The 25,801-nt window shown below is 64.4% G+C and carries 25 protein-coding genes; 8 read left to right on the forward strand and 17 right to left on the reverse strand.

What is annotated here, in order from left to right; translation table 11 throughout:
- Nucleotides 1-61: 61 nt before the first annotated feature.
- Nucleotides 62-1,576: a glycosyltransferase gene (locus LDO86_RS09120; RefSeq protein WP_018771054.1), complete on the forward strand. Its 1,515-nt coding sequence runs from the start codon at nucleotides 62-64 to the stop codon at nucleotides 1,574-1,576.
- A gap of 226 nt (nucleotides 1,577-1,802) precedes the next feature.
- Here LDO86_RS09120 and LDO86_RS09125 read toward each other — a convergent pair whose 3' ends face one another.
- On the reverse strand, nucleotides 1,803-2,018 hold the full coding sequence (locus LDO86_RS09125) for a hypothetical protein (protein WP_018771053.1): 216 nt from the start codon (nucleotides 2,016-2,018) through the stop codon (nucleotides 1,803-1,805).
- A 160-nt stretch (nucleotides 2,019-2,178) separates the two neighbouring features.
- Here LDO86_RS09125 and LDO86_RS20210 point away from each other — a divergent pair, with 160 nt between their 5' ends.
- The 3 genes from LDO86_RS20210 (at nucleotide 2,179) to LDO86_RS09135 (ending at nucleotide 5,129) form a co-directional block, all read left to right on the forward strand.
- On the forward strand, nucleotides 2,179-2,313 hold the full coding sequence (locus tag LDO86_RS20210) for a hypothetical protein (RefSeq protein WP_018771052.1): 135 nt from the start codon (nucleotides 2,179-2,181) through the stop codon (nucleotides 2,311-2,313).
- A 62-nt stretch (nucleotides 2,314-2,375) separates the two neighbouring features.
- Nucleotides 2,376-4,517, forward strand: coding sequence for a glycogen debranching N-terminal domain-containing protein (locus LDO86_RS09130; RefSeq protein ID WP_018771051.1), 2,142 nt, complete (start codon nucleotides 2,376-2,378; stop codon nucleotides 4,515-4,517).
- 339 nt (nucleotides 4,518-4,856) lie between these two features.
- Entirely contained in the window at nucleotides 4,857-5,129 is a 273-nt protein-coding gene (locus LDO86_RS09135; RefSeq protein WP_026266036.1) for a hypothetical protein, read from the forward strand.
- 91 nt (nucleotides 5,130-5,220) lie between these two features.
- On the opposite strand, the gene LDO86_RS20215 is transcribed toward LDO86_RS09135, so the two are convergent.
- Both LDO86_RS20215 and LDO86_RS09140 read right to left on the reverse strand, forming a co-directional pair.
- On the reverse strand, nucleotides 5,221-5,343 hold the full coding sequence (locus tag LDO86_RS20215) for a hypothetical protein (RefSeq protein WP_018771049.1): 123 nt from the start codon (nucleotides 5,341-5,343) through the stop codon (nucleotides 5,221-5,223).
- Between the two features lie 121 nt (nucleotides 5,344-5,464).
- Nucleotides 5,465-5,758, reverse strand: a complete 294-nt coding sequence (locus tag LDO86_RS09140; RefSeq protein ID WP_018771048.1) for a hypothetical protein — start codon at nucleotides 5,756-5,758, stop codon at nucleotides 5,465-5,467.
- Nucleotides 5,759-5,988: 230 nt separating this feature from the next.
- Here LDO86_RS09140 and LDO86_RS09145 point away from each other — a divergent pair, with 230 nt between their 5' ends.
- The gene (locus LDO86_RS09145) at nucleotides 5,989-6,747 is read left to right on the forward strand and encodes a helix-turn-helix transcriptional regulator (RefSeq protein ID WP_018771047.1); all 759 of its coding nucleotides are present in this window, start codon (nucleotides 5,989-5,991) and stop codon (nucleotides 6,745-6,747) included.
- Between the two features lie 594 nt (nucleotides 6,748-7,341).
- Here LDO86_RS09145 and LDO86_RS09150 read toward each other — a convergent pair.
- The 11 genes from LDO86_RS09150 to LDO86_RS09200 all read right to left on the reverse strand — a co-directional run bounded on the left by LDO86_RS09150 (nucleotide 7,342) and on the right by LDO86_RS09200 (nucleotide 19,426).
- Nucleotides 7,342-8,073 (reverse strand): helix-turn-helix transcriptional regulator, encoded by a 732-nt coding sequence (locus LDO86_RS09150; RefSeq protein ID WP_018771046.1) that lies wholly within the window; start codon nucleotides 8,071-8,073, stop codon nucleotides 7,342-7,344.
- 776 nt (nucleotides 8,074-8,849) lie between these two features.
- Nucleotides 8,850-9,305: a MepB family protein gene (locus LDO86_RS09155; RefSeq protein WP_018771043.1), complete on the reverse strand. Its 456-nt coding sequence runs from the start codon at nucleotides 9,303-9,305 to the stop codon at nucleotides 8,850-8,852.
- A gap of 113 nt (nucleotides 9,306-9,418) precedes the next feature.
- Complete coding sequence (locus LDO86_RS09160; protein ID WP_224084439.1) at nucleotides 9,419-10,480, reverse strand: DUF4862 family protein; 1,062 nt, start codon at nucleotides 10,478-10,480, stop codon at nucleotides 9,419-9,421.
- Nucleotides 10,481-10,502: 22 nt separating this feature from the next.
- A complete protein-coding gene (locus LDO86_RS09165; protein WP_018771041.1) occupies nucleotides 10,503-11,453 on the reverse strand; it encodes a sugar kinase in 951 nt (316 codons plus the stop codon).
- A complete protein-coding gene (locus LDO86_RS09170; protein WP_018771040.1) occupies nucleotides 11,450-12,136 on the reverse strand; it encodes a bifunctional 4-hydroxy-2-oxoglutarate aldolase/2-dehydro-3-deoxy-phosphogluconate aldolase in 687 nt (228 codons plus the stop codon). The genes LDO86_RS09165 and LDO86_RS09170 overlap by 4 nt, the downstream gene beginning before the upstream one ends.
- A 77-nt stretch (nucleotides 12,137-12,213) precedes the next feature.
- Complete coding sequence (locus LDO86_RS09175; protein WP_018771039.1) at nucleotides 12,214-13,608, reverse strand: MFS transporter; 1,395 nt, start codon at nucleotides 13,606-13,608, stop codon at nucleotides 12,214-12,216.
- Nucleotides 13,609-13,658: 50 nt separating this feature from the next.
- A complete protein-coding gene (locus LDO86_RS09180) occupies nucleotides 13,659-14,711 on the reverse strand; it encodes an NAD(P)-dependent alcohol dehydrogenase (RefSeq protein WP_224084440.1) in 1,053 nt (350 codons plus the stop codon).
- Complete coding sequence (locus LDO86_RS09185) at nucleotides 14,708-16,237, reverse strand: mannitol dehydrogenase family protein (RefSeq protein ID WP_018771037.1); 1,530 nt, start codon at nucleotides 16,235-16,237, stop codon at nucleotides 14,708-14,710. Before LDO86_RS09185 ends, LDO86_RS09180 begins: the two co-directional genes overlap by 4 nt.
- Before the next feature lie 2 nt (nucleotides 16,238-16,239).
- Nucleotides 16,240-17,457 carry a D-mannonate dehydratase ManD gene (manD, locus tag LDO86_RS09190; protein ID WP_018771036.1) on the reverse strand — a complete coding sequence of 406 codons (1,218 nt, stop codon included), beginning with the start codon at nucleotides 17,455-17,457 and terminating at the stop codon, nucleotides 16,240-16,242.
- Nucleotides 17,454-18,434, reverse strand: coding sequence for a 2-hydroxyacid dehydrogenase (locus LDO86_RS09195; RefSeq protein ID WP_026266034.1), 981 nt, complete (start codon nucleotides 18,432-18,434; stop codon nucleotides 17,454-17,456). The genes manD and LDO86_RS09195 overlap by 4 nt, the downstream gene beginning before the upstream one ends.
- A gap of 2 nt (nucleotides 18,435-18,436) precedes the next feature.
- Nucleotides 18,437-19,426: a LacI family DNA-binding transcriptional regulator gene (locus tag LDO86_RS09200; RefSeq protein ID WP_018771034.1), complete on the reverse strand. Its 990-nt coding sequence runs from the start codon at nucleotides 19,424-19,426 to the stop codon at nucleotides 18,437-18,439.
- A gap of 228 nt (nucleotides 19,427-19,654) precedes the next feature.
- Here LDO86_RS09200 and LDO86_RS09205 point away from each other — a divergent pair, with 228 nt between their 5' ends.
- From LDO86_RS09205 to LDO86_RS09215, 3 genes are all read left to right on the forward strand, one after another.
- Nucleotides 19,655-20,377, forward strand: coding sequence for a serine hydrolase domain-containing protein (locus LDO86_RS09205; RefSeq protein WP_231377452.1), 723 nt, complete (start codon nucleotides 19,655-19,657; stop codon nucleotides 20,375-20,377).
- Between the two features lie 272 nt (nucleotides 20,378-20,649).
- A complete protein-coding gene (locus tag LDO86_RS09210; protein ID WP_018771032.1) occupies nucleotides 20,650-20,901 on the forward strand; it encodes a hypothetical protein in 252 nt (83 codons plus the stop codon).
- Nucleotides 20,898-21,467, forward strand: a complete 570-nt coding sequence (locus LDO86_RS09215; protein ID WP_018771031.1) for a sulfocyanin-like copper-binding protein — start codon at nucleotides 20,898-20,900, stop codon at nucleotides 21,465-21,467. The genes LDO86_RS09210 and LDO86_RS09215 overlap by 4 nt, the downstream gene beginning before the upstream one ends.
- A 120-nt stretch (nucleotides 21,468-21,587) precedes the next feature.
- Here the strand turns inward: LDO86_RS09215 and fdhA are convergent, their stop codons facing one another.
- The 3 genes from fdhA to LDO86_RS09230 form a co-directional block, all read right to left on the reverse strand.
- Complete coding sequence (gene fdhA / locus LDO86_RS09220) at nucleotides 21,588-22,802, reverse strand: formaldehyde dehydrogenase, glutathione-independent (protein WP_018771030.1); 1,215 nt, start codon at nucleotides 22,800-22,802, stop codon at nucleotides 21,588-21,590.
- Between the two features lie 142 nt (nucleotides 22,803-22,944).
- On the reverse strand, nucleotides 22,945-24,351 hold the full coding sequence (locus LDO86_RS09225) for a ferredoxin reductase (protein ID WP_018771029.1): 1,407 nt from the start codon (nucleotides 24,349-24,351) through the stop codon (nucleotides 22,945-22,947).
- Nucleotides 24,348-25,649 carry an aromatic ring-hydroxylating dioxygenase subunit alpha gene (locus tag LDO86_RS09230; RefSeq protein WP_018771028.1) on the reverse strand — a complete coding sequence of 434 codons (1,302 nt, stop codon included), beginning with the start codon at nucleotides 25,647-25,649 and terminating at the stop codon, nucleotides 24,348-24,350. Before LDO86_RS09230 ends, LDO86_RS09225 begins: the two co-directional genes overlap by 4 nt.
- Between the last annotated feature and the right edge of the window lie 152 nt (nucleotides 25,650-25,801).

Consider the following 25,801-nt stretch of genomic DNA (forward strand, 5'->3'; position numbering starts at 1 on the left):
CCGATCGAGTACTACTTGGGTCAGGCGGTGGTGATAGGGCCGGGCCGGTTAGACTCGTTTCATGCGCACAACCTCGGCACGAGGCCCCGACGCCGCTGGGAGCGAGCGCGTACTTATCCTGTCAGCAGGGGTAGGAGCGGGGCACAACAGCGCCGCGGCGGCGCTGCGGCAGGCGTGTGCCGCGCGCGCCGACATTGCTGAGGTGCAGGTGCTCGACGTGCTGCAGGTGAGCAGCGTGCTCTACCGCTCACTGCTGGGCAAGGGTTACTTCGTCCTGGTCAAGGACTTGCCCTGGCTGGTCGAGTGGGGCTACGACATCAACGACCGTCCGTTCCGGCGCCGGGTCCCAGTTGATCCCTGGACACGGGTAAACGCTCTTCCGGTGATCGGTGCGATCAAGCGATTCCGGCCGACCGCAATCCTGTGCACGCACTTCCTGCCAGCCCAACTGCTGGCGTCGCTGCTCCTTCGCGGCGTGATTGACGCGCGGACCGCCGTCGTCATGACCGACTACGACTTCCAGGGCCTATGGCTTACGGGGGCGTTCCATGCGCTCTTCCTGGCCAGGGAAGAGGGCAGGGTGGAGCTGATAGCGCTGGGTTTGCCCCCCGACCGCGTCGCGGCCACGGGCATCCCGATCGCCAGCCAGCTGGATGTAGCGCCTGTGCGCGATGTAAACGAGCCCCCGATGCTGCTGATCTCGGCGGGCGCGACTGGCGGAGACTATGCCGTCTCGGTCGTGCGGCAGACGCTGCACATGCGCTCATCCTTCACGGCCACGGTTCTGTGCGGACGCAACGATGCCCTGCGGCAGCGTATCGAACAGCTAGTGGCGCCCGCTGGCGACCGCTACCGCGTTCTCGGCTTCACGGCGGAGATGCCCGAGTTGCTGCGCCGCGCCGACCTGTTTGTGGGCAAGCCGGGCGGTCTGGCGGCGGCGGAGTGCATGGCTGCAGGGCTGCCCATGGTGCTTGTGAATCCCATTCCGGGGCAGGAGGTTCGCAACGGGGATTACCTGATGGAGCAGGGGGCGGCGGTCCGTTGCAACACTCCCGCGACGATCGGTTGGAAGATCGACGAGCTGCTGCGGGAGCCGGGCCGCCTGCAGCGGATGCAGGCGGCGGCGCGGAGAACGGGCCGCCCTGACGCTGCGGCGGACGTGCTGACCGGGCTGTTGGACGGCCCGTCCCGTCCCCTCGTCGTGACACGCGCAGCGCAAAAGACAATCCTCGCCGAGAGCGAGCGGCGAGTCGTTTCGACCGATCTGACGGGACCTTCGTCGCTTGTCAGCATGATCGATTCGGCGGCGGGCAGCACGGTCGCGCTGCTGCGAGCCGAGGAGCTGGGAGATCTGCAGAAGTGGTACGCCACCCCGAACGGGGGTCTGCTACTGCGGCGCGGTCACGCGCTCAGGTCGCTCAGATGGGAGGAGCGGCGGCTGCTCCGCGCCATTCTGCGCGGGGACAACGAGCTGCACGTCCGTGTCGAAGGGCCCTCGCCACCGCCTCGCATCCGCCCCTCCCGGTCGCCAGCAGCGGCAAAGAGCCAGGCAGTCGACCCCGAATCAAAAAGCTGAACAGCGAACAGCCGGCTTCGTTTCCGGCTGTGTCGGGTTGGTTCGGGATGGCCAGCACCGGTGCAAGGGCCGGGGGAGCGGGCACAACAAGACTTTGCTGATTGTGGTGGGAAACTTCCTCGGACGGCTACTTTCTTCGGCGCGGGAGATGGGGCACCTGTCTGTCCTGCCAAAGTTTGCTCCCATCCGGCGGGGACGAGCCGGTAGAAAGACTGAGGAGCAGCGCTTAGCGCTTCCCGTACTTGCGGTGGACGGCTTGTTTGCTTACGCCCAGGCACAGGGCAATGGCTTCCCAAGAAAGGCCGGCCTGCCGGGCCTTCCTGACCAGGGACGCTTCGGTGCGCCCAACCTCCTTCTGCAGCTCAGCGACCGCGCGCAACGCGTCAGCGGGGCCCTTGCCGTCCATTGATGCAACCAATGTCTTCATCCGGTCCACCTCCATGCGTCAACATTAGTTGACGGAAATCGCCAGCGTCAACATTTATTGACAATTCCTAAGGGCCTGCAGACGGGTGTGAAGTCAGCAGTCCTCCAATACTCACGGGACAGCCACATGCCCCAGCCTCACCAGGACCGGTCTGAAACGGCTGGGGCTCGTCCCCATGAACTCGCGTCCCGCCGGCGATGCCGTCCGGGGGAGTTCCACCCAGGTCTTCATGCGGTCGACGTCGCTCCAGTCCGTTGTCGAGGATGTGCGGGATGACGCCCTGCCACTCCTGCTGACGGCCCTTTCATGAGCCCTGGCGGCGGCGTATCGTCTATTCCGCCGGGAACGGTCGTAGCCGTCAGAGGAGCGGACATGGCTGGATGGAATGCGGACACAGCGGCGGGGCCGGTGGGGGCGGGAACCGTAACGCTGGTGGAAGGCTCATGTTTCTGCATCTCCGCCGCCAACGGCGACATCCATTCGGAACTTCCCCACGGTGTATTCCACGAGGACACCCGGATCCTGTCCGAGTGGAGCATGACAGTGAACGGCCAGTCGCTTGAGCCGCTGGCCGCGGAAACGAAAGAACCCTACCGGGCACTGTTCATCGGCCGCGTTCCGCGCGGGGACGGATACGCGGACAGCCCTCTGATCGTGGAGCGCCTGCGGGAAGTCGCTGACGGCGTGATAGAGGAAATCACCATTCGCAACTACTCCGGAAACCCTGTGGAGTGCAGCGTCTCCGTTGGCGTCGATTCGGATTTCGCGGACCTGTTCGAGGTGAAGGAGGCGAGGGTCCAGCGGCGCTGGGAGGTCGTCCGTGGAGCCGACGGTGATTCCCTGATTATCAGCGCGGCATGGCAGGACCTGCGGAAGGCTGTCCTGGTGCGGGGACGCGGGGCCGTGGCCACCGCCGGCGCACTAACGTACCAGGCGGTGGTGCCCGCTTACGGCCACTGGACAACGCGGCTAAGCGTTGCACCGGCCGGGCAAAAGGACGTTTCACGCCCTGTCCGGCACGGCACCTCACAGAGTGATCGGCGGCACCAGGAATGGGTCGCGAAGATACCCAGGCTGCAGATGACCAACCGGTCCATCGAACGGACGCTGCGGCGCAGCTACGACGACCTCGGCGCACTTCGGATCGAGGACCCTGCGTATCCGGAGCGGATTGTGGTGGCCGCAGGAGCGCCATGGTTCATGACCCTTTTTGGGCGTGACTCGCTGTGGGCTTCAGAAATGGCCCTGCCTGTGGATCCGTCACTGGCTCTTGGCACCCTGCAGACCCTGGCTGACCGCCAGGGCAACGTGGTGGACCCGGTGAGTGAGGAGGAACCCGGGAAGATCCTCCACGAGGTACGGCTTGGGGTATCTTCCGGGCTGGCTCTGGGCGGAAAGTCGGTCTATTACGGCAGCGTGGACGCCACTCCGCAGTTCGTGATGACTTTGGCCTCCGTCAGCCGGTGGGGTTTCGCGAAGGAAACCATTGCGGCACTGCTGCCCAACGCGGACCGCGCTCTGGACTGGGTTCGGAACTACGGCGATAAGGACGGCGACGGCTTCGTCGAGTACTGCCGCCTCAATGACCACGGCCTGCTAAACCAGGGGTGGAAGGACTCGTGGGACGGTATCAACTTCGCTGACGGCACCCTTGCCGAGCCGCCGATAGCCCTTTGCGAGGTGCAGGCGCTGGTGTACTCCGCGCTGCAGGCACGGGCGTGGATGGCGTACGACGCCGGCGACGCGGGTTTGGCCGCGCAGCTCACCGATGAGGCGGCGGCGCTGAAGAAGAGGTTCAACGAGGCGTTTTGGCTGCCGGAACGCGGCTACTTCGCGGTAGCGCTGGACGGCAGGAAACGCCCGGTGGATGCCTGCGCCTCAAACATGGGCCAGTGCCTGTGGCACGGCATCATTGATGATGACAAGGTGCCGATGGTGGCCGAGCGGCTGATGTCGCCTGAAATGTTCAGTGGATGGGGCGTGCGGACCCTTGCCACAAACATGGGCGCCTACAATCCGGCAAGCTACCACAACGGGTCTGTTTGGCCCCACGACAATGCCATTATCGCGGCGGGCCTCATGCGCTACGGCTTCGTGGAGGAGGCGCAACGGATCGCCACGGCCCTGCTTGAAGCGGCGGACTACTCCGACGGGCGGCTCCCGGAACTGTTCTGCGGATTCAGCCGGGAACAGGTGGCCGAACCGGTGCCGTACCCCACGGCCTGCTCACCCCAGGCGTGGGCGGCCACCACACCCATCATGCTGATCACCAGCCTGATGCGGTACGACGCCCACGTGTCGCGGGGCGGCTTCTGGATGGACCCTGCTCTGCCGGCATCCTACGGGGATCTGCACATTACCAATGCGCCCCTTGCCGGGGGCCGGATCACCATTGACATCACCCCCTCGGGCCCATCGGTGCAGGGCCTGCCGGAGGGCATCACTTTCCACCGCGAACACCGGCCGTGGCTGAGCGAGCTCATTTCGCAGGCCGGACTCGACGCCAAAAGCTAAGCGTCCAGCCGGCGTCGTCTTTCAAGCTCCGGTGTCAGCTCCAGCCGAGGCCCGGGCCCCAAATGATTCTTGGCACGCAGGTATCATCGGCGCAGGAGCCCTCCCACGCAGATGCCCGGGAAAGGCTGGGCCGGCGGCGGTTAGAGGGCAGCATCCTGTCTCAAAGCTGCCACGGCCGCCGGCCCTGTCCCCATTCAAGGTCCTGCCCCCAACAAGCGGGACCTTGACGTCCGTCAGTGACGCCCACCTCATTCTGGCTTAGAGGGAATACCAGTGCTGGTTTTGGGCTTGTTCCCAGTGAGGCGCCGACGGTTGGCTGCCTCGTTCGAAAGGACCCTCTTGCCCACTGCTTTCATTCCCTTCACTATGCGCGCCTCGGTCCGAGACGACCACCGGCGCACCTTCCGCACCGACATCGAGCGGATGACCGACGGACATCTCCGGTGGACGCCGCTGGACGTTATCAAGTCAACGAACACCCAGGCCCTGTTCCGCGGGGCTGCGCCGAAAGGCCCGCACACCGCGACCGATGCGAGCCTCGCCCAGTACCTTCAGGACCGCCTCATGGCCGAGAACATCCACCTGGATCTCAGCGTCCGCATCGATCGTTAGGCGCATCTGGGGAGCCTCGGACCATTGCTGGTCCGAGGCTTTGTTGTGCCCTTGATTCGACGGTGCCAAGACAGTCAGAATAGGTCTTTGGTCAGTTGTGCAGGGCTGCAGAGCCTTCCCACATGCCCAGTCCGTCGGGGGGCGAAACCGGGCTGGTTTCCATTTCCCGCAGCAACTCCATGGAAACCCCTTTGCCGGTGAAGAGGCGTGCCATGTAAGGCCGCTCCGTTCAGTGAGCGCGCCCTTCCGTAGCGTTTGTCACTGCTTCGAGCGTCCGAAACGACCCTGCCTGCCCACCGTAACGGCATGGAGGGTATCCAAGGGCAGGAGCCGTTCTAGGTCGCGGCAGGAGTGAAGTAGTTGTGCACGTCGCGGAAGGTTAGCTTCGGTGGGCCGGCGAATCCCAGCTCCATGCTCAGTGGCCCGATCTTGTCCCGGGCGAAGGCGTCAAACTGTTCCCGGCTTTCCCAGACATCTGTTACTTGAAATCCGGTGTCTGTGGCAGCGGCCCAGTGGGATATTGAGCCTGCGGGACCGGGGCCACCGGGGGTCAGCCCCATTTTCTTGTTGATCTGGTCATATTGTTCGAGGGTTGACCCGTCGAATTCCATGATGATTGCGACTGCCATGATCTGCTCCTTGTTCAGCGCAAGTCCTCTGACGCAGACTTGCCGGTGGATTCTGTGCCAGGTGCCACGTACCGAATATAGGACTCTTCGGGGCCGCCTTATATACGTAATTTTGCGTAGCCAGGGGATCGGCAGGAAGGGTGGTTGAGCTACGTCTGATGCCTTGAAACGCGGTAATCCACGCGTCTAGCCTTGTATGACCGGGCTTTCGCTATCAGGGTGGGCAGAAAATGGATGCCGTAGGTGATCTCGCCAGCCAGTTGATCCGGTTGCCGGACCGGGAGACGTACTTGAGAGCGGCCAGCGAACTTCTCTCAAAGCTTTTCCCCTGCGATGGGCTAGCGTGGAATGAGCTGGATACGAAAGCTGCGAAAGCGGAAGTGTTCGCCCGCCCCGCCGACCACCCATTCGGTGACCTTGCCCCGAGATTGCTTGAGAGCCGAAGCTACCATCCACTCGTCACAAGCGACTTGAGCGATTCCGTGTCGGGCGTTTGGCGTCCCCGGCGTCTTAGTGACATTCTTTCGGAACGCGAATTCTATGGGTCCCGGCTCTACTGTGAGGGTTATCGAGAGCTGCGAATTAACCGTCAATTATCGATCCGGACTGCGCAGCACGGGCAAGGAAGCGTACACAGCTGGGTGATGAACCGCTGGAATCACGACTTCAGTGACGGGGAAATGGAGCTTGCCCAGGCAGTCCAGCCTGTATTGCGTTTGCTCGATGCGGCATACGCGAATTTCGACTTGCTACCGGGCAACGTTTCTCATGGCGACGGCTTGGGGCTGACCGATCGGGAGAATGAAATCATGCGGCTCGTGTCCCGGGGCTTGACGAGCACTGCAATGGGCCATCTTTTGGGAATAAGCCCCAGAACGGTGTCAAAGCATCTTGAGCACAGCTACGCAAAACTGGGATGCAGTAACCGGATAGATGCTATCAGAGTCTTCACTTCGGGAGCGGCCGGCGGTGCGACTATAAGCATCTAGGATGCTCGGTGTCAGCGCCCCCTCGTGAGTCGAAACTTCCAGAGTTCGCGGGATTCGATTGGCAGCTGGCCCCAGGAAGCACCCGGGTGCGCGTTCGCCATCTCACGGGATGCGGGAGTGGTTTCGCTGTCGACGGCGTGATTGGCCTGGCTTGAGGCATCAGGGCCGCCAAGCAACACGGCGCCAAAGACAACTGCCGTGAATAATGGCCGGAACCGGACAAAACCGTTTGAAATGCCGTAGGCGTGCATGGAAGCCTCAAATTATTCGTGAAAACTTGCGTGCTGTAACGCCCTGACGCCCTGTGCGCCTGGCTGAGATGCTGGCCGGTCAGGGGGTCGGGTCAACTAAAAACCGTCTAGTGCGGATCTCGAATCCCATGCGCCAGTGACGGGTACGAACCTATCGCCAACACCAAATCGATGGTGCCCAAGGGCGCTCTCCTTGTTCGATCTTCCATACCCTCGATGGTCCGCGCTTTGCCTTATATGAGCCATACGTATTAGTGCGTATGTCCGGGGAGGTTAGTGCGTATGTCCGGGGAGGCTCCTCACGTCCTGTGCCGAAAGCTCTGAGCTGACGAGACCGGTAGCATCATTCGCCTCTTAGCCGTCGAAGTGCGTCGAGTCGGTTGGTGCATCCGAGTTTGGTGTAGGAGTGTTCAAGATGCTTGGCAACTGTCCTCGGGCTGATCCCGAGCAGATGGCTGATGGCTGTCGCGGTGAGGCCCTGACCGACCAGCCGGAGGATCTCCTGTTCCCGGGCAGACAGCCCATGCACGTGGGCTGCCGTCGCCCACCTTATGTCAGGATGTTTTTCGTGATGGGATGCCTCGAGGAGCCTGAGTACCGGCTGGATATAGCCCGCAAGGTGAACCTCAAAATCCGTGAAGTCCTGGTGAACTCGGTTTATCGCCCACCCTGTGAGAGTAAAAAGAGTGGGCTGCGTCACCAGAAAGGCAAGCTCCCTGTTGGAACCCAGTGGCGCAAGCGTTTCATGGTATGCGCGGCTCCGGTACAGCTGCGTGTCAGTCACAAGGTCGCTGAGCCGTCGAGGCGTCCAGATGCCGTCACCGGTGTCATGCTGGTAGCTGAGGACCAGCGGGTGGTCATTCCAGATCTCAGGCAGAATATCGGCGGCGTGAGTGGGGAACGGATAGGCAGGAAAGACGTGGACGTCAGCCGTGGGCGCTCGCACGTCAAGAACGTTGTATACGACGTTTTCACAGGGAAAGAGCTTCAGCAGAAGCTCGCCGGCAGCCTGCAGGTATTCTTCCGGGTCACGGAGTCCGATGAGCTCCGCCGCAAGCTTGGTGGCTGGCTCCATCACGCGCCTCCGGACTCTCGGAACAATCCGTTCCCCGCAGCGCCCGGGGCGCTGTTCGAAGCCCTCGTACGCAGTGACGCGCACTGGCATCAAAAGGATGCGTGCCGACCCCTTTGCTGTGGAGATCAACCAAGATTAGCTCCCGCGGGAAGATCCAAACAACAGCTGTTCGGTTCCGGATTGACTTTTGTATTTGCCTGCTGGTCAGCTGTTACCGCTGGGGCCTTCCCCCTAGTCGCGGCTGGGGTGGTGTCTCTGCCGGAGGCCTTGTGCCAGACGATCTGCGACCGGTTCTGCGACGCGTGCCGACGGGTGACATTCGGTCCGCAGCAGCAGTACCTTGGCCATCAGCATGATGGCCAAGTAGCCTGTCAGGAACCGTGAGAAGAACAGCCCCAAGGCAACATGGAATGCGATAGTGAGGACAAGCCCCACTTGAGTGGCCTTCCGCCGGTGAACACCGGAACAGGCGCGTCGACGAAGAACTGCGGAGCGTTCACCGCCCGGAGATTTCATTCCAGGCGCAGGGGCCGGCAAACGCGCCACCAGCCACTGCGGTCAACGTTCCCCGCCGCCATTCACGGGCCACGAGAAATGCCAGAACCAGCGCAGCAAGCGCCGACAGCGCCGCTCCGTACAAGATCGTAAGCCACTCCAGCATCATTGCCTCCTCAAGAACACCGCCCCAGGACGCGCAGTGGACCGTAACCGATGTGCCCCGCAGCGGTAAAGGGGTGTGGCCGGTGGCGTAAGAATGGCAATGTATAGGCGACTCATTACCCGGGAGGAAGCTCGGAGAACGCAGCCGCCTGTGCGCGCTGGGTACGTGACGCTTGGGAATTCAGATCGGTGCACCATGCGGGGTAGACGCGGAAGCCGCGCTTGCCGGGATGAAGGCCGGAGCTGACGTATCCGAGCAAGACCAGGTGCGCCTTGGTGAACTGGAAAACCCCGAACCGTTCCTGCTCCTGAACTAAGACAAGCAGCCCAGACAGCGACTCATCAGCAGTGAAGGGCCTGGTCGATCCGCCTTCGACCCGCTTCCAGACCGCGACGAAGGCGCCCGGCTTCGCCGGTGTGATCCGGGCGGTGCGGATTCGCCACTGCTCCTTGCCGATGCGGGCAACCCCGGATTCGTAGTCACCGTTCTGTTCTTCTACCTGGGTGACAGCCTGTGCGGCGGCACCAGGATCCGAAAGGTCGAGGAAGCGCTTGAATCCCTGGAACTTCACCCTCTGACTTTATTCGTTCAAGGATCCGGCCTGAGTCACAACACAGCCCGCTGCCCCCAAGCCACCGCTTCTGAGGACAGCGGCGACCTCACCGAGGTCACGTCCAGCCGGGGTCAGGCGCTTTCCGCAGATAGGGCCAAGTCTGTGGGGTCCGGAGTAACCTGCTGCGCGACCGCCAGGCTCTGTGCAATGGCGGTAACGCGCTGCTCCACGCTGGCCTTTGGGGGTGCTGCCACCTTGATTGCCCGGAAGCCTGTTTCGTGCAGGGGGCCGGCTGCCTGCAGGCACTCTTCCATCCGCTCAATGGTCAGGAGCGAGCCAGGTTCGAGGAGCCCATCAGAAGGGACGCCCAGATCGGAAGTCCTGGCCGGGGCTGGTTCTGGTGGGGCGGCCGGTACGTGGACGTCGGCCCAGGCTGGACCGTATGTCGTGTCGATGCTGGAGCATCCGGAAAGCACAACCCCGCCCAGAATTCCGCGGTCACGAAGGTAGGTTATGTGTTCGCGCCCGGCTTCTGGTCGTCGCTGTTCGATCACCGACCGCCCCCAGTTGACGACCATGCCGAAAGGATAACCTGTGGCGTCGCACGCCCGCTGGACTGCTTCTGCCTCCGCTTCCAGGCTGAGGAAGCCTTTGGCCGGTGTTTGGCCTGGCATCCGGGCGTCGCAGTGTTCCAGGACGAGGCGGGCGCCCCCCGTGTCCCGGCCGGCCAGCTCGGTCAGCGAGGCTTCAAGTGCGGCAGCCGACGCGGCATCCTCAATGGCTATCGGGGCGGCATGCAACTCCAGGGCGGCGACGGCGGGCCTCCCCACCTGCCGGTTGAGCCGCTTCACGGACTCCAGCGCATCCTGGACGAAATCCAGTGCTGACCGCCGGCCGGACGCAGACGTCGAGGCAAGGCCGAAGCCCGGGTCAGCCTGCAGCCTGGCCATGGTGCCGGGGATCGTCGTGACCACGAAGCGTGCATTTTCCGGAAGCTGTCGCAGGAACCATGCTTCGTCCTCTTTGTGCAGCTTTCCGGTGAAGGGTATTTCCAGTCCGGCCACGCCATCCAGGGCCAGGACGGAGGCCAGGAACTTTCCTTCAGCCACGGGATCCCATCCCAAGAGGCTGGGCGCGGCCGCATAGGCCCCAATGAAGTAGGGGGCCCTGTCCGGGCTCGTTAAAGGCATCATGGTCTCCATTGGTTTGTGGCCGTCAACGGCTGACGGGCTCACGTGTCTGCAGCATCGCCAATTCGTGGCGGCGGGGGAGCCCTTCCCAGTCGCCTTGGACCAGGCAGGCGAAGGCCCCGGTAATGGTGGCGGTGATGAGTCTGTCCTGCGGTTCCCGGCCTGCTACGAGTTCGGCAAGGTAGCCGGCGACGAATGCGTCGCCGGCTCCCACGGTGTCCACGGCGTCGACGGGCACTGCCTCTTGGCGGAATATCGTGCCGTCGATGAGGGCCAGCGCGCCGTCCGCGCCCAGCTTGACGACGGCCTGGCTTGGACCCAGTGCGGTGATGCGCCGGGCCGCCTCCTCCGGATGGCCGGCTCCGACGGCGATCGCGGCTTCATCGTCGCCCGCGAACACGACGTCGGCGAGCGGGATGATGTCCTGGTAGACACGTTGTGCAGCTTCCGGTGACCACAGGGTTGCGCGATAGTTCAGGTCAAAGGAGACCGTCACGTGGTGGGCACGCGCCAGGTCCACTGCGTATCTCAGGGTCGCTTCCGCACGAGAGGAAAGCGCGGGTGTGATGCCGGTGACGTGCAGCAGGGTCGCTCCTGACACCAGTTGTTCGTCGATGTCCTCCGGCGCGATTCTGGATCCGGCGCTGCCGCACCGGTAGTAGCTGACGCGCTGGGTGGCGGGAGTCCGGCGTTCCTTGATCATCAACCCGGTAGGGGCGGAACGGTCGACGGCGGCCCTGACGTCAACGCCTTCGGCGCGGATTTCCCGCGCCACCAGGCTGCCCAGTGAGTCAGCGCCCACGCGTCCGCACCAGACAGTCTGCACGCCGAGTCGTTGGAGCCCGATGGCGACATTGGATTCCGAGCCGCCGATGCCCAGGCTCAGTGTGGATGTGTGGGCGAGCGGCCCCACCTGCTCCGTGCGCATCAGCGCCATGGTTTCGCCGAAAGTGAGCACGTAAGGCGCGCCGTTCATTGGGTTGCTCCAAGCTGGGCCGCGGTCTGGTCCACCAGGGCGCGGACGCGCCGGGCCCGGGCCGTAAGTTCCTGGAGGTCGCCGCCCTTGAAGGCATCACCCAGCAACGGGCCGCCCAGGCTGACCGCAAGTACTCCTGCCCGGATCCAGACGGGGACGTCGTCGATGTCCACGCCGCCGGAAGGTATGACCTGGATGTCAGGGAACGGGCCGCGCAGCTGGGAGACGTAGCCGGCACCCACAGTGGAGGCGGGGAAAACCTTTACGGCGGTCGCGCCCAGCTTCCATCCGGCGTGGAGTTCGGTGGGCGTCAGGCCTCCTGGGTAGACGGGGATACCGCGGCGGACGCAGGCTGTGATGATGTCCGGGTCGGTGACGGGGGTGACGATGTACGCCGCGCCAAGGTCCATGGCCGTTTCTGCTTCGTCGGCTGCGGTGACGGTTCCCACGCCGATTTCCAGGGTGTCGCCAAACCTCTCCTGCAGGCGGGGCAGCTCGTCCCAGACTCCTGGCGTGCTCAGGGTCAATTCGATGCTCAGCACTCCGCCGAGCTGAAGTGCTTCGATGACGGGAGCGTAATCGGAGGCGTGGCAGGCACGGAGGACGGCCACAACCCGGGTTGCGCCGAGGATTGCGGATGGGTGCGGGCGCTGAAGCGTGCCTTGGTCATCGAGGCGCTGCATTGAAGGTCCTTCTGCTCTGGTGTGCGGTGGTGACGTGCCCGACGGCGGCGCGTGCCGCCGTCGGGCGTTTAGTCGGTCTATTTGACGTGCTGGGCGGTGGTTGCGTTGGCAGCCCCAGCGGCTGCGGCCGTAACGATTTCGCTGTGGTGCCGGGCATCCTCGGGGTCGGTGAGGTCGCGGTTGAGTGTTTCGGGCGTGAGCCGGGTGGCGATGAAGCTGACCACCATGGTCAGGGACATGTAGATGGCAACCGGGATCCAGGAATTGCTGAAGAGCCCCAGCAGCCCTGCGCAGATCATCGGTGCCACGCCACCGCCGATGATGGAGGAGAACTCGCGTCCCAGGGTGACGCCGGCGTAGCGGTAGCGGCTGCCGAAGATTTCGGGGAAGTAGCTCATGTGGACGCCGACGACGCCCTGGCAGGCAAGCATGAAGCCCACGATGATCACCAGGACGATGGCCACGGGGGACCCGGTGGTGAGGAGCATGAAGGCCGGTGCCGGGAAGAGGATCAGTGCCCCGGTGATGAGCGACACGACGCGCCGGCGGCCGATTTTGTCGGACAGTATCCCGAAGGAGACGGCGGCGACGCCGCCGCACAGTGCGCCGATGAGGAGGACCGGGGGGATGAACTTGGGGTCGGTTCCGACGACGGTGATCAGGTAGGAGGCCATGAACACCTGGATGGTGTACGACTGTGTGCTGACGCCGAGGTTCATGAGGATGACGCGCAGGACGTTGGCCTTGCCGTTTTTGGCGACTTCCTTCAGCGGGGCCGGCGGTACGGTACGGGCCTGCTTGATTTCTTCGAAGACGGGGGACTCATCCAGCTTGCGCCGGATGACCAAGGCTGCAATGGTGACGAAGATGCTGGATAGGAAGACAAGCCGCCAGCCCCAGGTCAGCATGTCGTTAGGGGCGAGGGACTGGGCCGCGATCCACACGAGGGCACCGAGGGCGGTGCCGGCGGCTGCGCCGACCATGATGAGTGAGGCGAGCTTGCCGCGGGTGCCGGGGGCAGCGGATTCGGTGAGCAGGGTTGCGCCGCCGGACTGTTCGGCGCCGGCGCCGAAGCCCTGGGCTGCGCGGCAAACGCAGAGCAGGACCGGGGCAAAGATGCCGATCTGGTCGAAAGTGGGCAGCAGGCCGATGGCCAGGGTGGCGCCACCCATCAGGAGCAGGGTGACCACAAGGACCCATTTGCGGCCGAGCCGGTCGCCGAAGTGGGAGAAGAAGACGCCGCCGAGGGGCCTGAACAGGAAGCCGACGGCGAAGGTGGTGAAACTGGCGATCAGTGCCGCCGCGGGGGAGACATTGGGGAAGAACAGTTTGCTGAAGACGAGGGCCGAGGCGGTGCCGTAGATGACGAAGTCATACAATTCGAGGGTTGTACCGATGAGGCCGGCGACGGCGGCCTTCCGGACTTTGCTTTGGTCAACGTTCCCCGGGGGAACGTGCGCTGCTGTGGTCATTTCCATACTCCTTTGAATGGATGTCCTGCTGTGCTTCTGGTGGTGCTGAATCAGTAGGTGATGAGGACTTTGAGGTTGGTCGGGTCAACCACCGGTGCCGTAAGGGCCGCCGCGGTATTTTCGAGCGGGTAGGTGCTGGTGATGATGGACTGCAGGTCTACGACGCCGGAGGCCGCGAGGTCGATCGCGGCCGGGAATGCGTTGGCGTAGCGGAAAGCGGTGACGAGGTCGATCTCGTAGCGCTGGAGGAAGCCGAGCGGGATTCCGTCCACGGTGGGTTTGGCCTGGCCGACGACGGTGGCGCGGGTTGCCGGTGCCAGGGTCTGGATGCCGTCAGCGAGGGCGCGGGTGCTCCCGGAGCATTCGATCAGCCGGTCCATGCCTGCAAGGTCAAGTGGTGTGGTGGCGGTGTTGATGGTGCGGGTGGCGCCGAATTTGGTGGCAACGGCGAGGCGGTCGTCGTTCACGTCCGTCACGACGATCTCGGCGGCGCCTTGGGCTGCCGCAACCTGGGCGACGAGGAGCCCGATGGGTCCGGCGCCGGTGATCAGGACGCGCTGGCCTTTGTGGACCTGCGCCCGTTCGACGGCCCAGACGGCGACGGCGAGTGGTTCGATCGCGGCGCCGATTTCCGCCGGGATGGTGTCCGGCAGGGGGTGCACGGCGGCCTCGGGGACCACTACGTGGCGGGCGAAGAGCCCATCGGTCGGTGGGGAACCGAAGCAGGTACCGGTGGGGCAGAGGTTGTAGCGTCCGGACAGGCAGGTGGGACATTCACGGCATGGCAGGGCGGGCTCGATGACCACGGGGGTGCCGCTGGTGATGCCGGCCTGCGGACCTGCGGCAATGACTACGCCGGCGCCTTCATGCCCCAGGACCGTGGGCTGCCGCAGTACGTTGGTGCCGTTGCGTCCCTCGGCGAAGTAGTGCATGTCGGATCCGCAGATTCCGCCGGAGCGCATTTCGACCAGGAGGTCATTCGGGCCCAGGGGCGTTAGTGGTTTGTGCTCGACGCGCAGGTCCCGGGCGCCGTGCAGTACGGCGGCCTGGGTGCCGGTGGGAAGCGCGGGCGTGTTCGTTTCGGGAATGGCTTGGGTGGTCATGGCGTGCTCCGCATGATTTGGAGGGATGGGGCCGGAGTAAGGGAAACGGGTGGTCTTGCTTCAGCGATGGCGGCCAGCGGTCCCGATGAGCGAATGATGTCGATGAACTCGCCGGTGCGCAGGATGAACCCGTCGCGTCCGGCCAGTTCCTCGCCGAGGAGGTGGTGGTCCCCGATGACCTTGCGGGCGAGGTCGCGGCCCGAGCGGGACCCTGCTGCGAGTCCGGCCAGCATTCCGCGCGCCGGGTCCTCCATGGCGTGGGCCTGTGGTCCGGGATCGAAGCCGGGCAACGGGGCGATGCATGCAAGATACGCGGCGGTGGTGAGGGCCAGGAGGTGGGGCATCCCGCCGTCGTCGAGCATCTGCAGCGCCGGCAGCGGGATTCGTTGGCGGAGTTTGACGGATCCGTCGGATCCCACCTGGCTGGTGCGGTGGCCAAGGGCCGTGTTGCGCCAGCGGGTGAAGAGCTCTTCCTCGTAGGCGTCCACGTCGACGTCGCGTGGCACCGCGACGGTGGGCAGGTACTCGTTGCGCAGCACGGAGCGGGCAGCTTGTTCGATGGACGGGTGCGAGACGGATTCGGGGATGGTGACGGCGCCGGTCAGGGCACCGAGGTAGGCGATCAGTGAGTGCGTGCCGTTGAGCAGGCGGACTTTCAGCTGCTCATAGCCGCCTACCTCGTCGGAGAACACCGCCCCGCCGGCCTCCCAAGTGGGCCGCCCGGCAATGAAGTTGTCTTCCACGATCCACATGCTGAACGGCTCAGCCGGGACCGGGATCCTGTCGGTGTAGCCGCGCTGGGATGCGACCAGCCTCCGGTAGTGGTCCGTGGTGGCGGGCACGATGCGGTCAACCATGGAGGAAGGGAAGCTGGTGCGGCTGTCAATGAAGGCCAGGGCCTCGGAGGCTTCCGCCGGCGGGAGCAGGGCGGCGAATTCGCGGACCAGCCGCTGGGTGTGGTGGCCGTTGTCGGCCAGGTTGTCGCAGCTGAGGATGGCCACCGTCTCGCCATGCGTCCTGGATCGGTGCTGCAAGCCGCGGACGATCTGCCCGACGGGAGTCTGGGGTGAGCCGGGAACGGCCAGATCGTGCTGGATTGCCGGATCCTGAAGGTTGAGGGCGCCGGTGGCAGGGGTGTAGTTGTAGCCGTTCTCCGTGACCGTGAGGGACACGATCCGGGTACCGGCGTCGCCGATCGCCTTTACTACCCGGTCCGGGTTGGCGGCTGCCGTGAAGGCATCCGTGTGCACCCGGGGCACCGAATAGGTGGCACCCGCCGGGGAGGTTTCCACCACGGTGTAGAGCATGTCCTGGGCGTGCATGGCATTCGGGATGGTGGAGGAACGGCTGGCAACCCCGATGATGCCCCAGTCACCGCCGTGGGCGGCGACGGCGGCGTCAGTGTAGACGGCCTGATGTGCGCGATGGAAGTTGCCGAGGCCCAGGTGGACAATCCCGGGAGCCGGTGCTGCCGGCCGTCGCAGGATTCCCGGGGTGGCCGCGGACAGCGGGGGAACGGAGGTCATGGCTACCAGTCCTTCATGGAGCCGTCGAGTTCCCGGGCGATGGGCAGGTAGGCCTGTTTGTAGGGGAACCGGGCTGCCGCCGCCTCGTCCACCTGCACACCGAGGCCGGGTTCTTCTCCGGGATGGAGGTAACCGTCCTCGAATCTGAAGCTGGACTTGAAAACTTCCGACACCAGCGGGTCGTAGCCCATGTATTCCTGGATCGCGAAGTTGCTGGTGGCAAGGCCCAGGTGCAGCGAGGCGGACAGGTTGATGGGCGAGACGTCGGAGGGGCCGTGCGGGGCTCCCTTGATCTGGTACACCTCGGCCAGCGCCAGGATCTTGCGGACGTGGGAGATGCCTCCGGCATGGACGACGGCGGTGCGGATGAAGTCGATGAGCCGCTCCGTAATGAGGTGCTCACAGTCCCAGATGGTGTTGAAGACTTCACCGATGGCCAAGGGGATGGTGGTCTGCTGGCGCAGGGTGCGCAGGAGGCGCTGGTTTTCGGCCGGGGTGACGTCTTCGAGCCAGAACAGGTCCACGTCTTCCAGGGAACGGGCCAGCCGGGCGGCTTCGGTAGGGTTGAGCCGGTGGTGGACGTCGTGGAGCAGCTTCAGCTCGGGGCCGACGTGCTCCCGGACGGCCGACAGCACTTTCGGGGCGTGACGGAGGTAGGCGGAGGTGTCCCAGTCCTCTTCGACCGGTCCGGCGCCGCGCCCGGCCGGTTCATAGCCGGCGGCACCCTTGGTGACGCCGTAAACCTTGTCCAGGCCGGGGACGCCGGACTGGGCGCGGACAGCCCGGAAGCCTTGTTCGCGGCGCTGGTCGATCGAGTCGAGGAGCTCCGGGAGGTCCCAGCCCGTGGCGTGGGTGTAGGTGAGGATCTTCTCGCGGGCGGCGCCACCGAGGAGTTGGTAGACGGGGACGCCGAGGGCTTTGCCTTTGATGTCCCAGAGGGCGAGGTCGATCGCGCCGATGGCTGCCATGGTGACCGGTCCCCGGCGCCAGTACGCGCCACGATAGAAGTACTGCCAGGTGTCCTCGATACGGTCGGCGTCGCGTCCGAGCAGTGCGGGGGCGAGGTGGTCCCGGAGGTAGCTGGCGACGGACAGTTCGCGGCCGTTGAGGGTGGCGTCCCCCCAGCCGATCAGCCCGTCGTCGGTGGTGATCTTGAGGGTGACGAAGTTGCGGCTGGGGCTGGTAACGAGGACGTCGACGTCGACGATTTTTCGGGTCATTTGGTGATCACGACATTCTTCAGTGGCTGGTTCGCGGACAGGCGGCTGATGTTTTCGGCTATCTCGAGGGCGCGGCCGCGGAAGGTTTCGGCGGTGACGCCGGATGAGTGCGGGGTCATGATGATGTTGTCGAGCCGGTCGAAGGGCAGGGCGGACGGCATGCCGCGGCCGTCCGGACCGGGGTACTGGTACCAGACGTCGACGGCAGCCCCGGATATTCTGCGGTCCATCAGGGCTTCGTAGAGCGCGGCTTGGTCAACGACAGGGCCGCGGGCAACGTTGACCACCTGCCCCTTGGGGCCCAGGGTGTTCAGTTCCTCGGCGCCGACAAGGGCTGTTGTTTCTGCGCTGAGTGGGATGCTGATGAGCAGAATGTCGGACTCGCTGAGTGCTTCAGCGAGGCGGCCGGTGGTCCCGGCCCAGCGCAGGCCGCTTTCCTCCGGGTCGACACTGCCGCTGCGGGTGATCGCGATGCCTTCCGCCCCGAAGGCCTGGAGCAATTTCCAGGCGGCGCTGCCGATATGGCCAAAGCCAAGGAACGTGACAACGGCTCCGCGGAGTGTTTCCGGCTGCGGGATGTCCTGTGAATATACGGAGGAGGCCCAGACGCCGCTGCGGAGGGCAGCGTCCTGGCCCAGCAGGTTGCGCCGGAGGGCGACCAATGCGGCGGCGATGTACTCGGCGATGGAGCCTTCGTGGTGGAAGGTGTTTGCGCACACCGCGCCGGCTGGCAGGGCGTCGGCTTCAATACCGTCGTAGCCCGCCCCGGCAACATGGACCAGTCGGAGGTTAGGGGCTTGGGCGCCCATGGCCGCGGTGAACTTGGGTCCGACATAGACGTCAGCGTCTTTAAGGTCTGTCAGGACCGAGTGCTCATTCCAGCTGTCGTGCCAGGACGTGAGTGCACCGGCCGGGAGTGCCGCCTCCAAAGTCGCCCTTTGGGGCATCAAATTGGGGTCTGCGATGACAATTCTCATGGTTACTTTCCTTGGAGGGCGTGATCTGCGTTGCGTGCGGCGAAGGTGGAGCCGCGGACGATGAGTTGTGAGCTGAGGTGGACAGCCTCAGTGGTGGAGGGCTTGCCGGCGATCTGTTCGAGGAGGAGCTCGAGGGCCAAGGAGCCGCTTCTGCCGATCGGAACGCGCACGGACGTGAGGCCGGGCTCCGCGGCTGCGGCGATGTCGAGGTCATCAATGCCCACGACACTGATGTCTTCGGGGCAGTGGTACCCGAGGGTCCGGGCTCCGGCGAGCATGCCGATCGCCACCAGGTCGTTGTATGCGATTACCGCGGTTGCACCGCTGGCGACGACTGACGCTGCGGCGGCGAGGCCGCCGTCGACTGTGGCATTCTGGTTGCCGACCGTCACCAGTTCGATTCCCCAGTCATTGCAGAAACGGCTGATGGCTGTGTGGCGTTGCCCGTTCGCCCATGACGAGGCGGGACCGGGAATGTAGGCGATTTTACGGTGGCCGAGCGCGTGAAGGTGTTCCACGGCCTGGCGGAGGCCTTCGCCCGCTTCCATCAACACACGGGCCGCATGGTCGGCTTCACCGTTGATCACCACAAGGGGCGTGTTGCCCGCGAGCTGGTGGATCTGGTCCGAAGGCAGGCGGGGGGAGCAGAGGATGATGCCGTCGACGCCGGCAGCGAATGACACCAGGTGTTCCCGTTCCCGGGTGGACGACTCGGAAGTGTCTGCCAGCACCATCCTGTGCCGTCCGTGCCAAGCCTGATCCTGGATTGATTTGATCAAAGCCGCGAAAACGGCGTTGGAGATGTCGGGAACAACGACCCCGAAAGTCCGGCTGCCCGACAGGCCAGGCACGTCGTAGCCGACCTGCAATGCAGCGTCTACCACCTTCTGACGGGTTTCGGCCGCCAGTCGACCCGGATCGCTGAAGGCCCTGGACGCTGTCGCCAGCGATACACCCGCAAGCTTTGCGACATCCGTGAGTTTGGCCGGCATTGGTCCTCCAGTTGCTTCGTTGAAACCCTTCCTCATTAGTATGGAAATACTTGTACAAGTTTGTCAAGGATTTTCCATGACGTGCATCACTCGGCAGCGCGGTCGACAGCCGCGCCCGATCCTCTGGGTTCTCTACAGAACCAGGTGTAGCCGTTTCTGAATCAGGGCGCCGTTGCCGCGGTCGTGCAGATCCGTTGGCCCGAGGGGGAGTGGTCCAAGGCTCACGGCGTGCGTGACCTTGAGTCCAGGACAGCGGCGCAGCCCGCGGACCGGGTGGAGGTGGCGAGCGTCACCAAAACTATGACCGCCGTAGCGGTGCTGAAGCTCGTCGACGATCACCTCATTGGTCTCGACGATCCCGTCAACGACGTCACTCCCGAGTTCACGTCCTCACTCAAACCCCCGGGGCCCATCACAGTAAGGCAGCTGATGAACCACACGTCCGGAATGCCCGAGGTAAACGATGCTCTGCCAAAGGACGTTGACTTCCGCCCTGTGCCTTCCAGCACGCTCAGCCTGGAGGAGGGACTCCAGTTAGCCGGGACCCTTCCCTGGACCTCGGCCAGTGTTGGGTCCTTCAAGTATTCGAATACGAACTACCTGGCACTCGGTCTCCTGATCCAAACACTGCGGCACAAGCCTTACATCCAGATCATGCAGGAGGAGGTATTCGACCCCCTCGGTTTGAAGAACACCAGCCTGGACCGCCTCGACCCGCACGAAACCGGACTTCTGCACGGCTACGTAACCCTCCGCGGCGAACGAATCGACACCACAGACAACACCTTCACGGTCGGCAACCCGGCAGCCGGCGCGGTCTCGAGGATGGAAGACCTGAACCTCCTCATGGCCGGCATTTTCCAAGGACGGGAGCTACCAGGCGGCGATGACAGTCACAACGCCATCACTGCCCACCGAACTCGAAGACCCGTCCACCGGGAACAGGCGTGACCTCCTGGACAGCCAGGTCGAGTCCTCCCTGAACGAGACCCTTGACCGGCTCTGCATGTCAGCCAGATGAGAAAGTGCCTGCTGTTCAAGGCTTGGTTTGAACACAGCACAGATGGACGATCCGGCGGAATGCGCAATCGCGACGGGCGGGACGCCAGGGAATCCCGTGGCTTCGGGAAGGCCCGAAACCAGGTGACTAATGGCTCTGTTCGCCCGTCGGTGACCGCGCAAAGCTGGAATGAACGGCAGGGATTGAAGGGGCGGGTCCGGGGATGATGTACGGATGGTATGGCGACTGGGGTGTGGGCGGTTGGATTGTCATGGCCCTGATGATGCTGCTGTTCTGGGGTGGTGTGGTGACGGTCGTGATTCTTCTGGTCCGCGGCGGACGCCAGGGGCACGGGGGATACTACGGGTCTGCTCATGATGAGGCTGAGCGGATCCTGAATGAACGTTTCGCGCGGGGGGAAATCGACGCTACCGAGCTGAATGAACGCCGGGCTGCTCTCCGACGCAGGCCGTGAAGACACTCTCCCGCAGCACGCAGATCCTGATCGGGGCTATCGCGACAGTACTGCTGACCGCGTTGTCCATGACGGGGATCGCGCTGCTGGGCGGTGGCCCGAATCCGGGCGGAGCAGGGAATCCCGGCACCACCCGCTGTGCGGCGCCGAGTTTCGCGGGCACCGTCGTGAACGTCACTACCATCGACAGGGGCGGGACCATGATGGCCGGTCCCAGGATGATGCGCGGCAGCATGCGCCTGACCGCGGACCGGGCCACCGTGGTCCACGGCAAAGTGTCCTTCCTGGTCGTCAACGCCGGCACCATTCCCCATGAAATGCTGGTCGTCCCCGTGGCGGGCACCCAGAGCGCAGGAACGCGCCCCGTGGGCCGGGACGGAAGAGCCGACGAGGCCGGCAGCCTGGGCGAGGCCTCCGCTGCCTGCGCCGAAGGTGAAGGAGAGGGGATCCTGCCGTCCACGAGCGGCTGGGTCACGCTTGACCTGCCGCCCGGGCGGTATGAACTGTTCTGTAATCTCCCGGGCCACTACTGGGCAGGGATGTACACGGAGCTCACCGTCACCTGAACCGGCCGGAGAACCGCAGGCGGCGGGGAGCGATACCGGACAGGGGGAGCGGGTCCGCCGGTGACGAACCGGCGGACCTCATGAGGTAGCCTGCCCAGGCAGCCCGCTTCCTGCCCGGATCTAGTTGCTGAGGTAGCCGTTCGGGTCCAGGACGTACTTTGTGGCCGCTCCGGCATCGAATTCCGCGTACCCCCGCGGTGCATCATCGAGCGCTATGGCTGTGGCGTTGACCGCCTTGGCGATCTGGATCTTGTCATGCAGAATCGCCATCATCAGTTGCCGGTTGTACTTCATCACCGGGCACTGGCCGGTCGCGAAGGAGAGGGACTTTGCCCAGCCAGTGCCCAGGGACAGGGACAGTGAACCCTTCTGGGCCGCCTCGTCCGCGGCGCCCGGGTCTCCTGTGACGTAAAGGCCGGGAATGCCCACGGACCCGCCGGCGGCGGTGAGGTCCATCAACGAATTGAGCACGGTGGCCGGCGCTTCCTTGGCGCCATGCCCGTGCCCGCGGGCCTCGAAACCGACTGCGTCAATACCGGCATCGACCTCCCGAACGCCGAGGATCTGCTCGACCTGGTCGGCCGGGTCGCCGTTGGCCACGTTGACGGTTTCGCAGCCAAAGGACCGGGCCTGGGCGAGACGATCCTCATTGAGGTCCCCTACGATGACCACGGCGGCCCCCAGCAGCTGGGCGCTTGCCGCCGCGGCAAGTCCTACGGGTCCGGCCCCGGCAACATAGACGGTTGACCCGACGCCGACACCTGCCGTGACGGCGCCGTGAAATCCGGTGGGGAGGATGTCGGAGAGCATGGTCAGGTCCAGGATCTTCTCCAGGGCCTGGTCGCGGTCGGGGAACCGCAACAGGTTCCAGTCGGCATAAGGGACCAGGACGTACTCCGCCTGCCCTCCGACCCAGCCGCCCATGTCGACGTAGCCGTAAGCGGATCCTGGGCGGTCCGGGTTCACGTTCAGGCAGATCCCGGTCTTGCGCTCCTTACAGTTCCGGCAGCGCCCGCAGGAGATGTTGAACGGGACCGAGACGATGTCCCCGACCTTGATGAACTCGACGTCGGGCCCGGTCTCGATGACTTCCCCGGTGATCTCGTGACCCAGGACCAGGCCGGCCGGGGCGGTCGTGCGGCCGCGAACCATGTGCTGGTCCGACCCGCAGATGTTGGTGCTCACGGTGCGCAGGATGACGCCGTGCGGGACCTTCCGGCCGACGTTGACGGGATTGACTCCGGGGCCGGCCTTCAGTTCAAAGGTGGGGTAGGGGGTATCGATGATTTCGACAATCCCGGGTGCCTTGTACGCAACGGCTTTGTTGGCTGACATGGGCATGGCTCCTATGGTTGGTGTTCGAATTGGCACGGAAGGCCTGACGCCGGCTGCATCAGACCTTCCGTGGGGCAAGAGTTGTCAGTTTTCGTGAAGCAAGGGGGGTGGATTGAGGTGCCGGGCGGGCCGGACCGAGCGGCTAGGCGTCGATAACCATGTCGGTCAGCGCGGTTGAACAGCAGGGAAGGAACTTGCCTGCAGTGATCTCACGTGCCCGGATGCCGCCCTGGTGGTTCATCTCCACCTCGCCGGAAAGCTTGACGACTTTGCAGGAGCCGCACATACCCTCCTTGCAGTTCGCGCCGATCCGGACGCCTGCACGCTGGGCCACTCCGAGGATGTGTTCGTCCGGGCCGATCCGCACATTGATGCCCGTCCGCATGAAGGACAACGTGAGGCTGCCCGTTCCCACAGTGTCAAAGCTCGAGGCGTCGGGGGACGCGGCCTCCGGTTCCGCATCTGATCCGCCTTCGGCGGCCGCCGGGCCCGGGTCGACCGTTTCCAGCGGCAGCCCCGTGGCCTTCAAGGTTCCCTCGTCGTCGTAGCCAGGCTCGTAGAGCCCGAACGCGCTGGGCTGGCTTTCGAAGTAGTCCTCGGCGGAATCGGCGATTTCCTCGGCGATCTCCTCCGCGATGTCCGAAGCGAGCGCGATTTCTGCCTGGTATTCAAGGAGTGTCTGGCGATCCCCCGAGAAGAACTCCATGTAAATGGAGGTGTCGTCGACGCCGACCTTCTTAAGCAGCTCGGTGGCGGTGTTCAGGTAACCTTCCGGGCCGCAGGCGTACACCTGGCGGCCGTTGGCATCAGGAGCGACCTCGTCGATCATGGCCGAGGACAGCCTTCCGCTGAAGCCATCCCACTCCTCGGGCCGGCCGCGGTCGCCAAGGGCGTAGAAGACCTTGACGCGCGAGTCCACCGACGCGATGTAGGCCAGTTCACGGTGGAAGGCAAAGCCGCCGGCTTCCGCTCCGTGGTAGAGCACTACCACATTGGCCGTACCGGGCAGCGAGTGGATGGTCCGCAGCATCGACATGATCGGAGTGATGCCGGCGCCGGCAGCCAGGAAGAGGTACCGTGCGCGCCGGTCGGCATCGGGCAGGTGGAATGCCCCCACGGGTCCCAGCATGTCCAGGACGGTGCCGGGTTTGACGTTGTCATGCACCCACGGTGAAACCAGTCCGCCGGGATCGCGCTTAACGGTGACGCTGAAGGTCCAGGGTTCCGTGGGTGAGCTGGAGATTGAGTAGCTGCGGTCCACGGGTTCCTGGTCCTCGCCGTTCACGGGAAAGGCGATATTAACGTACTGGCCGGCCCTGAATGCCAGGGGTGCGCCGTCGCAGCGGCGGAACACGAAGGTCATCATGCCCCCGGCCTCGGGTACGGTCTCCACACATTCCGCCATGAACTCCTGCGGATGCCAGGGACCCAATGCACGTGCAGCGCGGGCGGGTGCCTCGGCGCTGCCCATTACCCTGTTCCACGGCATCTCAAGGCCACGGATGCGTTGGGGTTCCTGGACTACCGTTTCAGTAAGGAGTTCCGTCATGCCAAGTGCTCCTGAACGCGCTGAACGTACCAGTTGATGAAGGCCTCCACCTGGTATTCGCTCTTCATGTAGGGGCCGGGCTGGTAGGCAGGGCTGCCGGCACCCTTCTGGCACAGCTCCACGAACGCCTTGTCCTGCAGGTTTGTCTGCTTCCAGGTGTAGGTGAGCTTGTCCAGGTCGTAGTCGACGCCTTCTTCCGCGTCGTCCGCCACGAGCCAGGTGGTTCGCACCAGCGACTGGTGTTCGTTGATGGGGAAGACACCGAAGGTGATGACGTGGTCCCCAAGGAAATGGAACCAGCTGTTGGGCTGCAGGTGCATCGAGCAGCGGCCAAGGCGGAAGTCCGGAAGGTCGCCAAGCAGTTTCTTGGAAAGCCTGCGTCCGTCGGGCGAGAACGATTCGCCCTCGCCGTCGAGCGATTCCCGTGAGATGCGGATTCCCGCGATGCGCGTGTCGAGCTCCTCGACCACCTCGTAGGGAAGGCCGTAGCGGCGGCAGCGCTCCTCGAGCGATGACTGTGCGTTCTTGTTGCGGTCCCACACTTCCTCAAGGTGCGTCGGGATCAGCCCCTCCGTGAGGCCCCAGGTGGGAAAGAGGGAGCAGGCGAGTTCGGGGTGGCCGTCACAGTGGTAGCACTCCCGGTTGTTCTCCATGACGAGCTTCCAGTTGCCCTCTTCGATGATGTTCTGCTGGTAGGCAATTTTCGTCTTCGACAGATCGTGGGGCGCGAGGTAGGGCTCAAAGATCTTTGCGGTTTCATCGAAGTCCGTCGGCGGCACGTCCGCAATGCAGACGAAGATCAGTCCTGCCACCTCCCGGCCGTGGGCGCGCTTGAGGCCGAAGCAGCTCTTGTCGAACTTCGTTTCCCCCGGGGCCGAGGCGTGGATCAGGTCGCCGCTGGGCGAGTAGGTCCAGGAGTGGTAGCCGCAGACCAGGTTTCCTGTTGATCCCGTGGATTCCGTCAGGACGCGGGCGCCGCGGTGCCGGCACACGTTGTGCAGTACGTTCACGCCACCGTCGTCGTTGCGCAGCACGATCAGGGAATAGGGCCCGTAGTCGACAGTGACGTAGTCGCCCGGTTCCGGCAGTTCGGCAGTGCTGGCGGCAAAGATCCAGTGCTGCCCGAAAATGGCCTCCATGTCGATATTGAAGATCGTCGGGTCCGTGTAGAAGGGGGCATCGAGGGAATATCCCGTGCGCCGGAACTCGAACAGTTCGGTGATTTCCGCCAGTTGCTCGGCAGGCAGGGATGCAGCGAGTTTTCCGCGCTTGAGGGGGACGTTCACTGAAGCAGTCATGTTGGGTTTCCTCCCGGGAGGGCTGGCTGGTGTGCGATTCGTGGCGACCACAGAGTTGGAGGCGGCAACCGGCGTTGCCGCAACTTTGCAGTCATAAAGGTTGGGGAGGATCGACCTGCACCAATGCGTCCGTCGGGGACGTCCCTGTTCGC

The sequence above is a fragment of the Arthrobacter sp. StoSoilB19 genome, assembly GCF_019977275.1.
Lineage (GTDB): Bacteria > Actinomycetota > Actinomycetes > Actinomycetales > Micrococcaceae > Arthrobacter.

Coding starts and splice junctions, on each gene's coding strand:
- LDO86_RS09120 (WP_018771054.1), top strand. CDS start 62: ATGCGCACAACCTCGGCACGAGGCCCCGACGCCGCTGGGAGCGAGCGC.
- LDO86_RS09125 (WP_018771053.1), bottom strand. CDS start 2,018: ATGGAGGTGGACCGGATGAAGACATTGGTTGCATCAATGGACGGCAAG.
- LDO86_RS20210 (WP_018771052.1), top strand. CDS start 2,179: ATGAACTCGCGTCCCGCCGGCGATGCCGTCCGGGGGAGTTCCACCCAG.
- LDO86_RS09130 (WP_018771051.1), top strand. CDS start 2,376: ATGGCTGGATGGAATGCGGACACAGCGGCGGGGCCGGTGGGGGCGGGA.
- LDO86_RS20215 (WP_018771049.1), bottom strand. CDS start 5,343: ATGGCACGCCTCTTCACCGGCAAAGGGGTTTCCATGGAGTTGCTGCGG.
- LDO86_RS09140 (WP_018771048.1), bottom strand. CDS start 5,758: ATGGCAGTCGCAATCATCATGGAATTCGACGGGTCAACCCTCGAACAA.
- LDO86_RS09145 (WP_018771047.1), top strand. CDS start 5,989: ATGGATGCCGTAGGTGATCTCGCCAGCCAGTTGATCCGGTTGCCGGAC.
- LDO86_RS09150 (WP_018771046.1), bottom strand. CDS start 8,073: ATGGAGCCAGCCACCAAGCTTGCGGCGGAGCTCATCGGACTCCGTGAC.
- LDO86_RS09160 (WP_224084439.1), bottom strand. CDS start 10,480: ATGATGCCTTTAACGAGCCCGGACAGGGCCCCCTACTTCATTGGGGCC.
- LDO86_RS09165 (WP_018771041.1), bottom strand. CDS start 11,453: ATGAACGGCGCGCCTTACGTGCTCACTTTCGGCGAAACCATGGCGCTG.
- LDO86_RS09170 (WP_018771040.1), bottom strand. CDS start 12,136: ATGCAGCGCCTCGATGACCAAGGCACGCTTCAGCGCCCGCACCCATCC.
- LDO86_RS09175 (WP_018771039.1), bottom strand. CDS start 13,608: ATGACCACAGCAGCGCACGTTCCCCCGGGGAACGTTGACCAAAGCAAA.
- LDO86_RS09180 (WP_224084440.1), bottom strand. CDS start 14,711: ATGACCACCCAAGCCATTCCCGAAACGAACACGCCCGCGCTTCCCACC.
- LDO86_RS09185 (WP_018771037.1), bottom strand. CDS start 16,237: ATGACCTCCGTTCCCCCGCTGTCCGCGGCCACCCCGGGAATCCTGCGA.
- manD (WP_018771036.1), bottom strand. CDS start 17,457: ATGACCCGAAAAATCGTCGACGTCGACGTCCTCGTTACCAGCCCCAGC.
- LDO86_RS09195 (WP_026266034.1), bottom strand. CDS start 18,434: ATGAGAATTGTCATCGCAGACCCCAATTTGATGCCCCAAAGGGCGACT.
- LDO86_RS09200 (WP_018771034.1), bottom strand. CDS start 19,426: ATGCCGGCCAAACTCACGGATGTCGCAAAGCTTGCGGGTGTATCGCTG.
- LDO86_RS09210 (WP_018771032.1), top strand. CDS start 20,650: ATGATGTACGGATGGTATGGCGACTGGGGTGTGGGCGGTTGGATTGTC.
- fdhA (WP_018771030.1), bottom strand. CDS start 22,802: ATGTCAGCCAACAAAGCCGTTGCGTACAAGGCACCCGGGATTGTCGAA.
- LDO86_RS09225 (WP_018771029.1), bottom strand. CDS start 24,351: ATGACGGAACTCCTTACTGAAACGGTAGTCCAGGAACCCCAACGCATC.
- LDO86_RS09230 (WP_018771028.1), bottom strand. CDS start 25,649: ATGACTGCTTCAGTGAACGTCCCCCTCAAGCGCGGAAAACTCGCTGCA.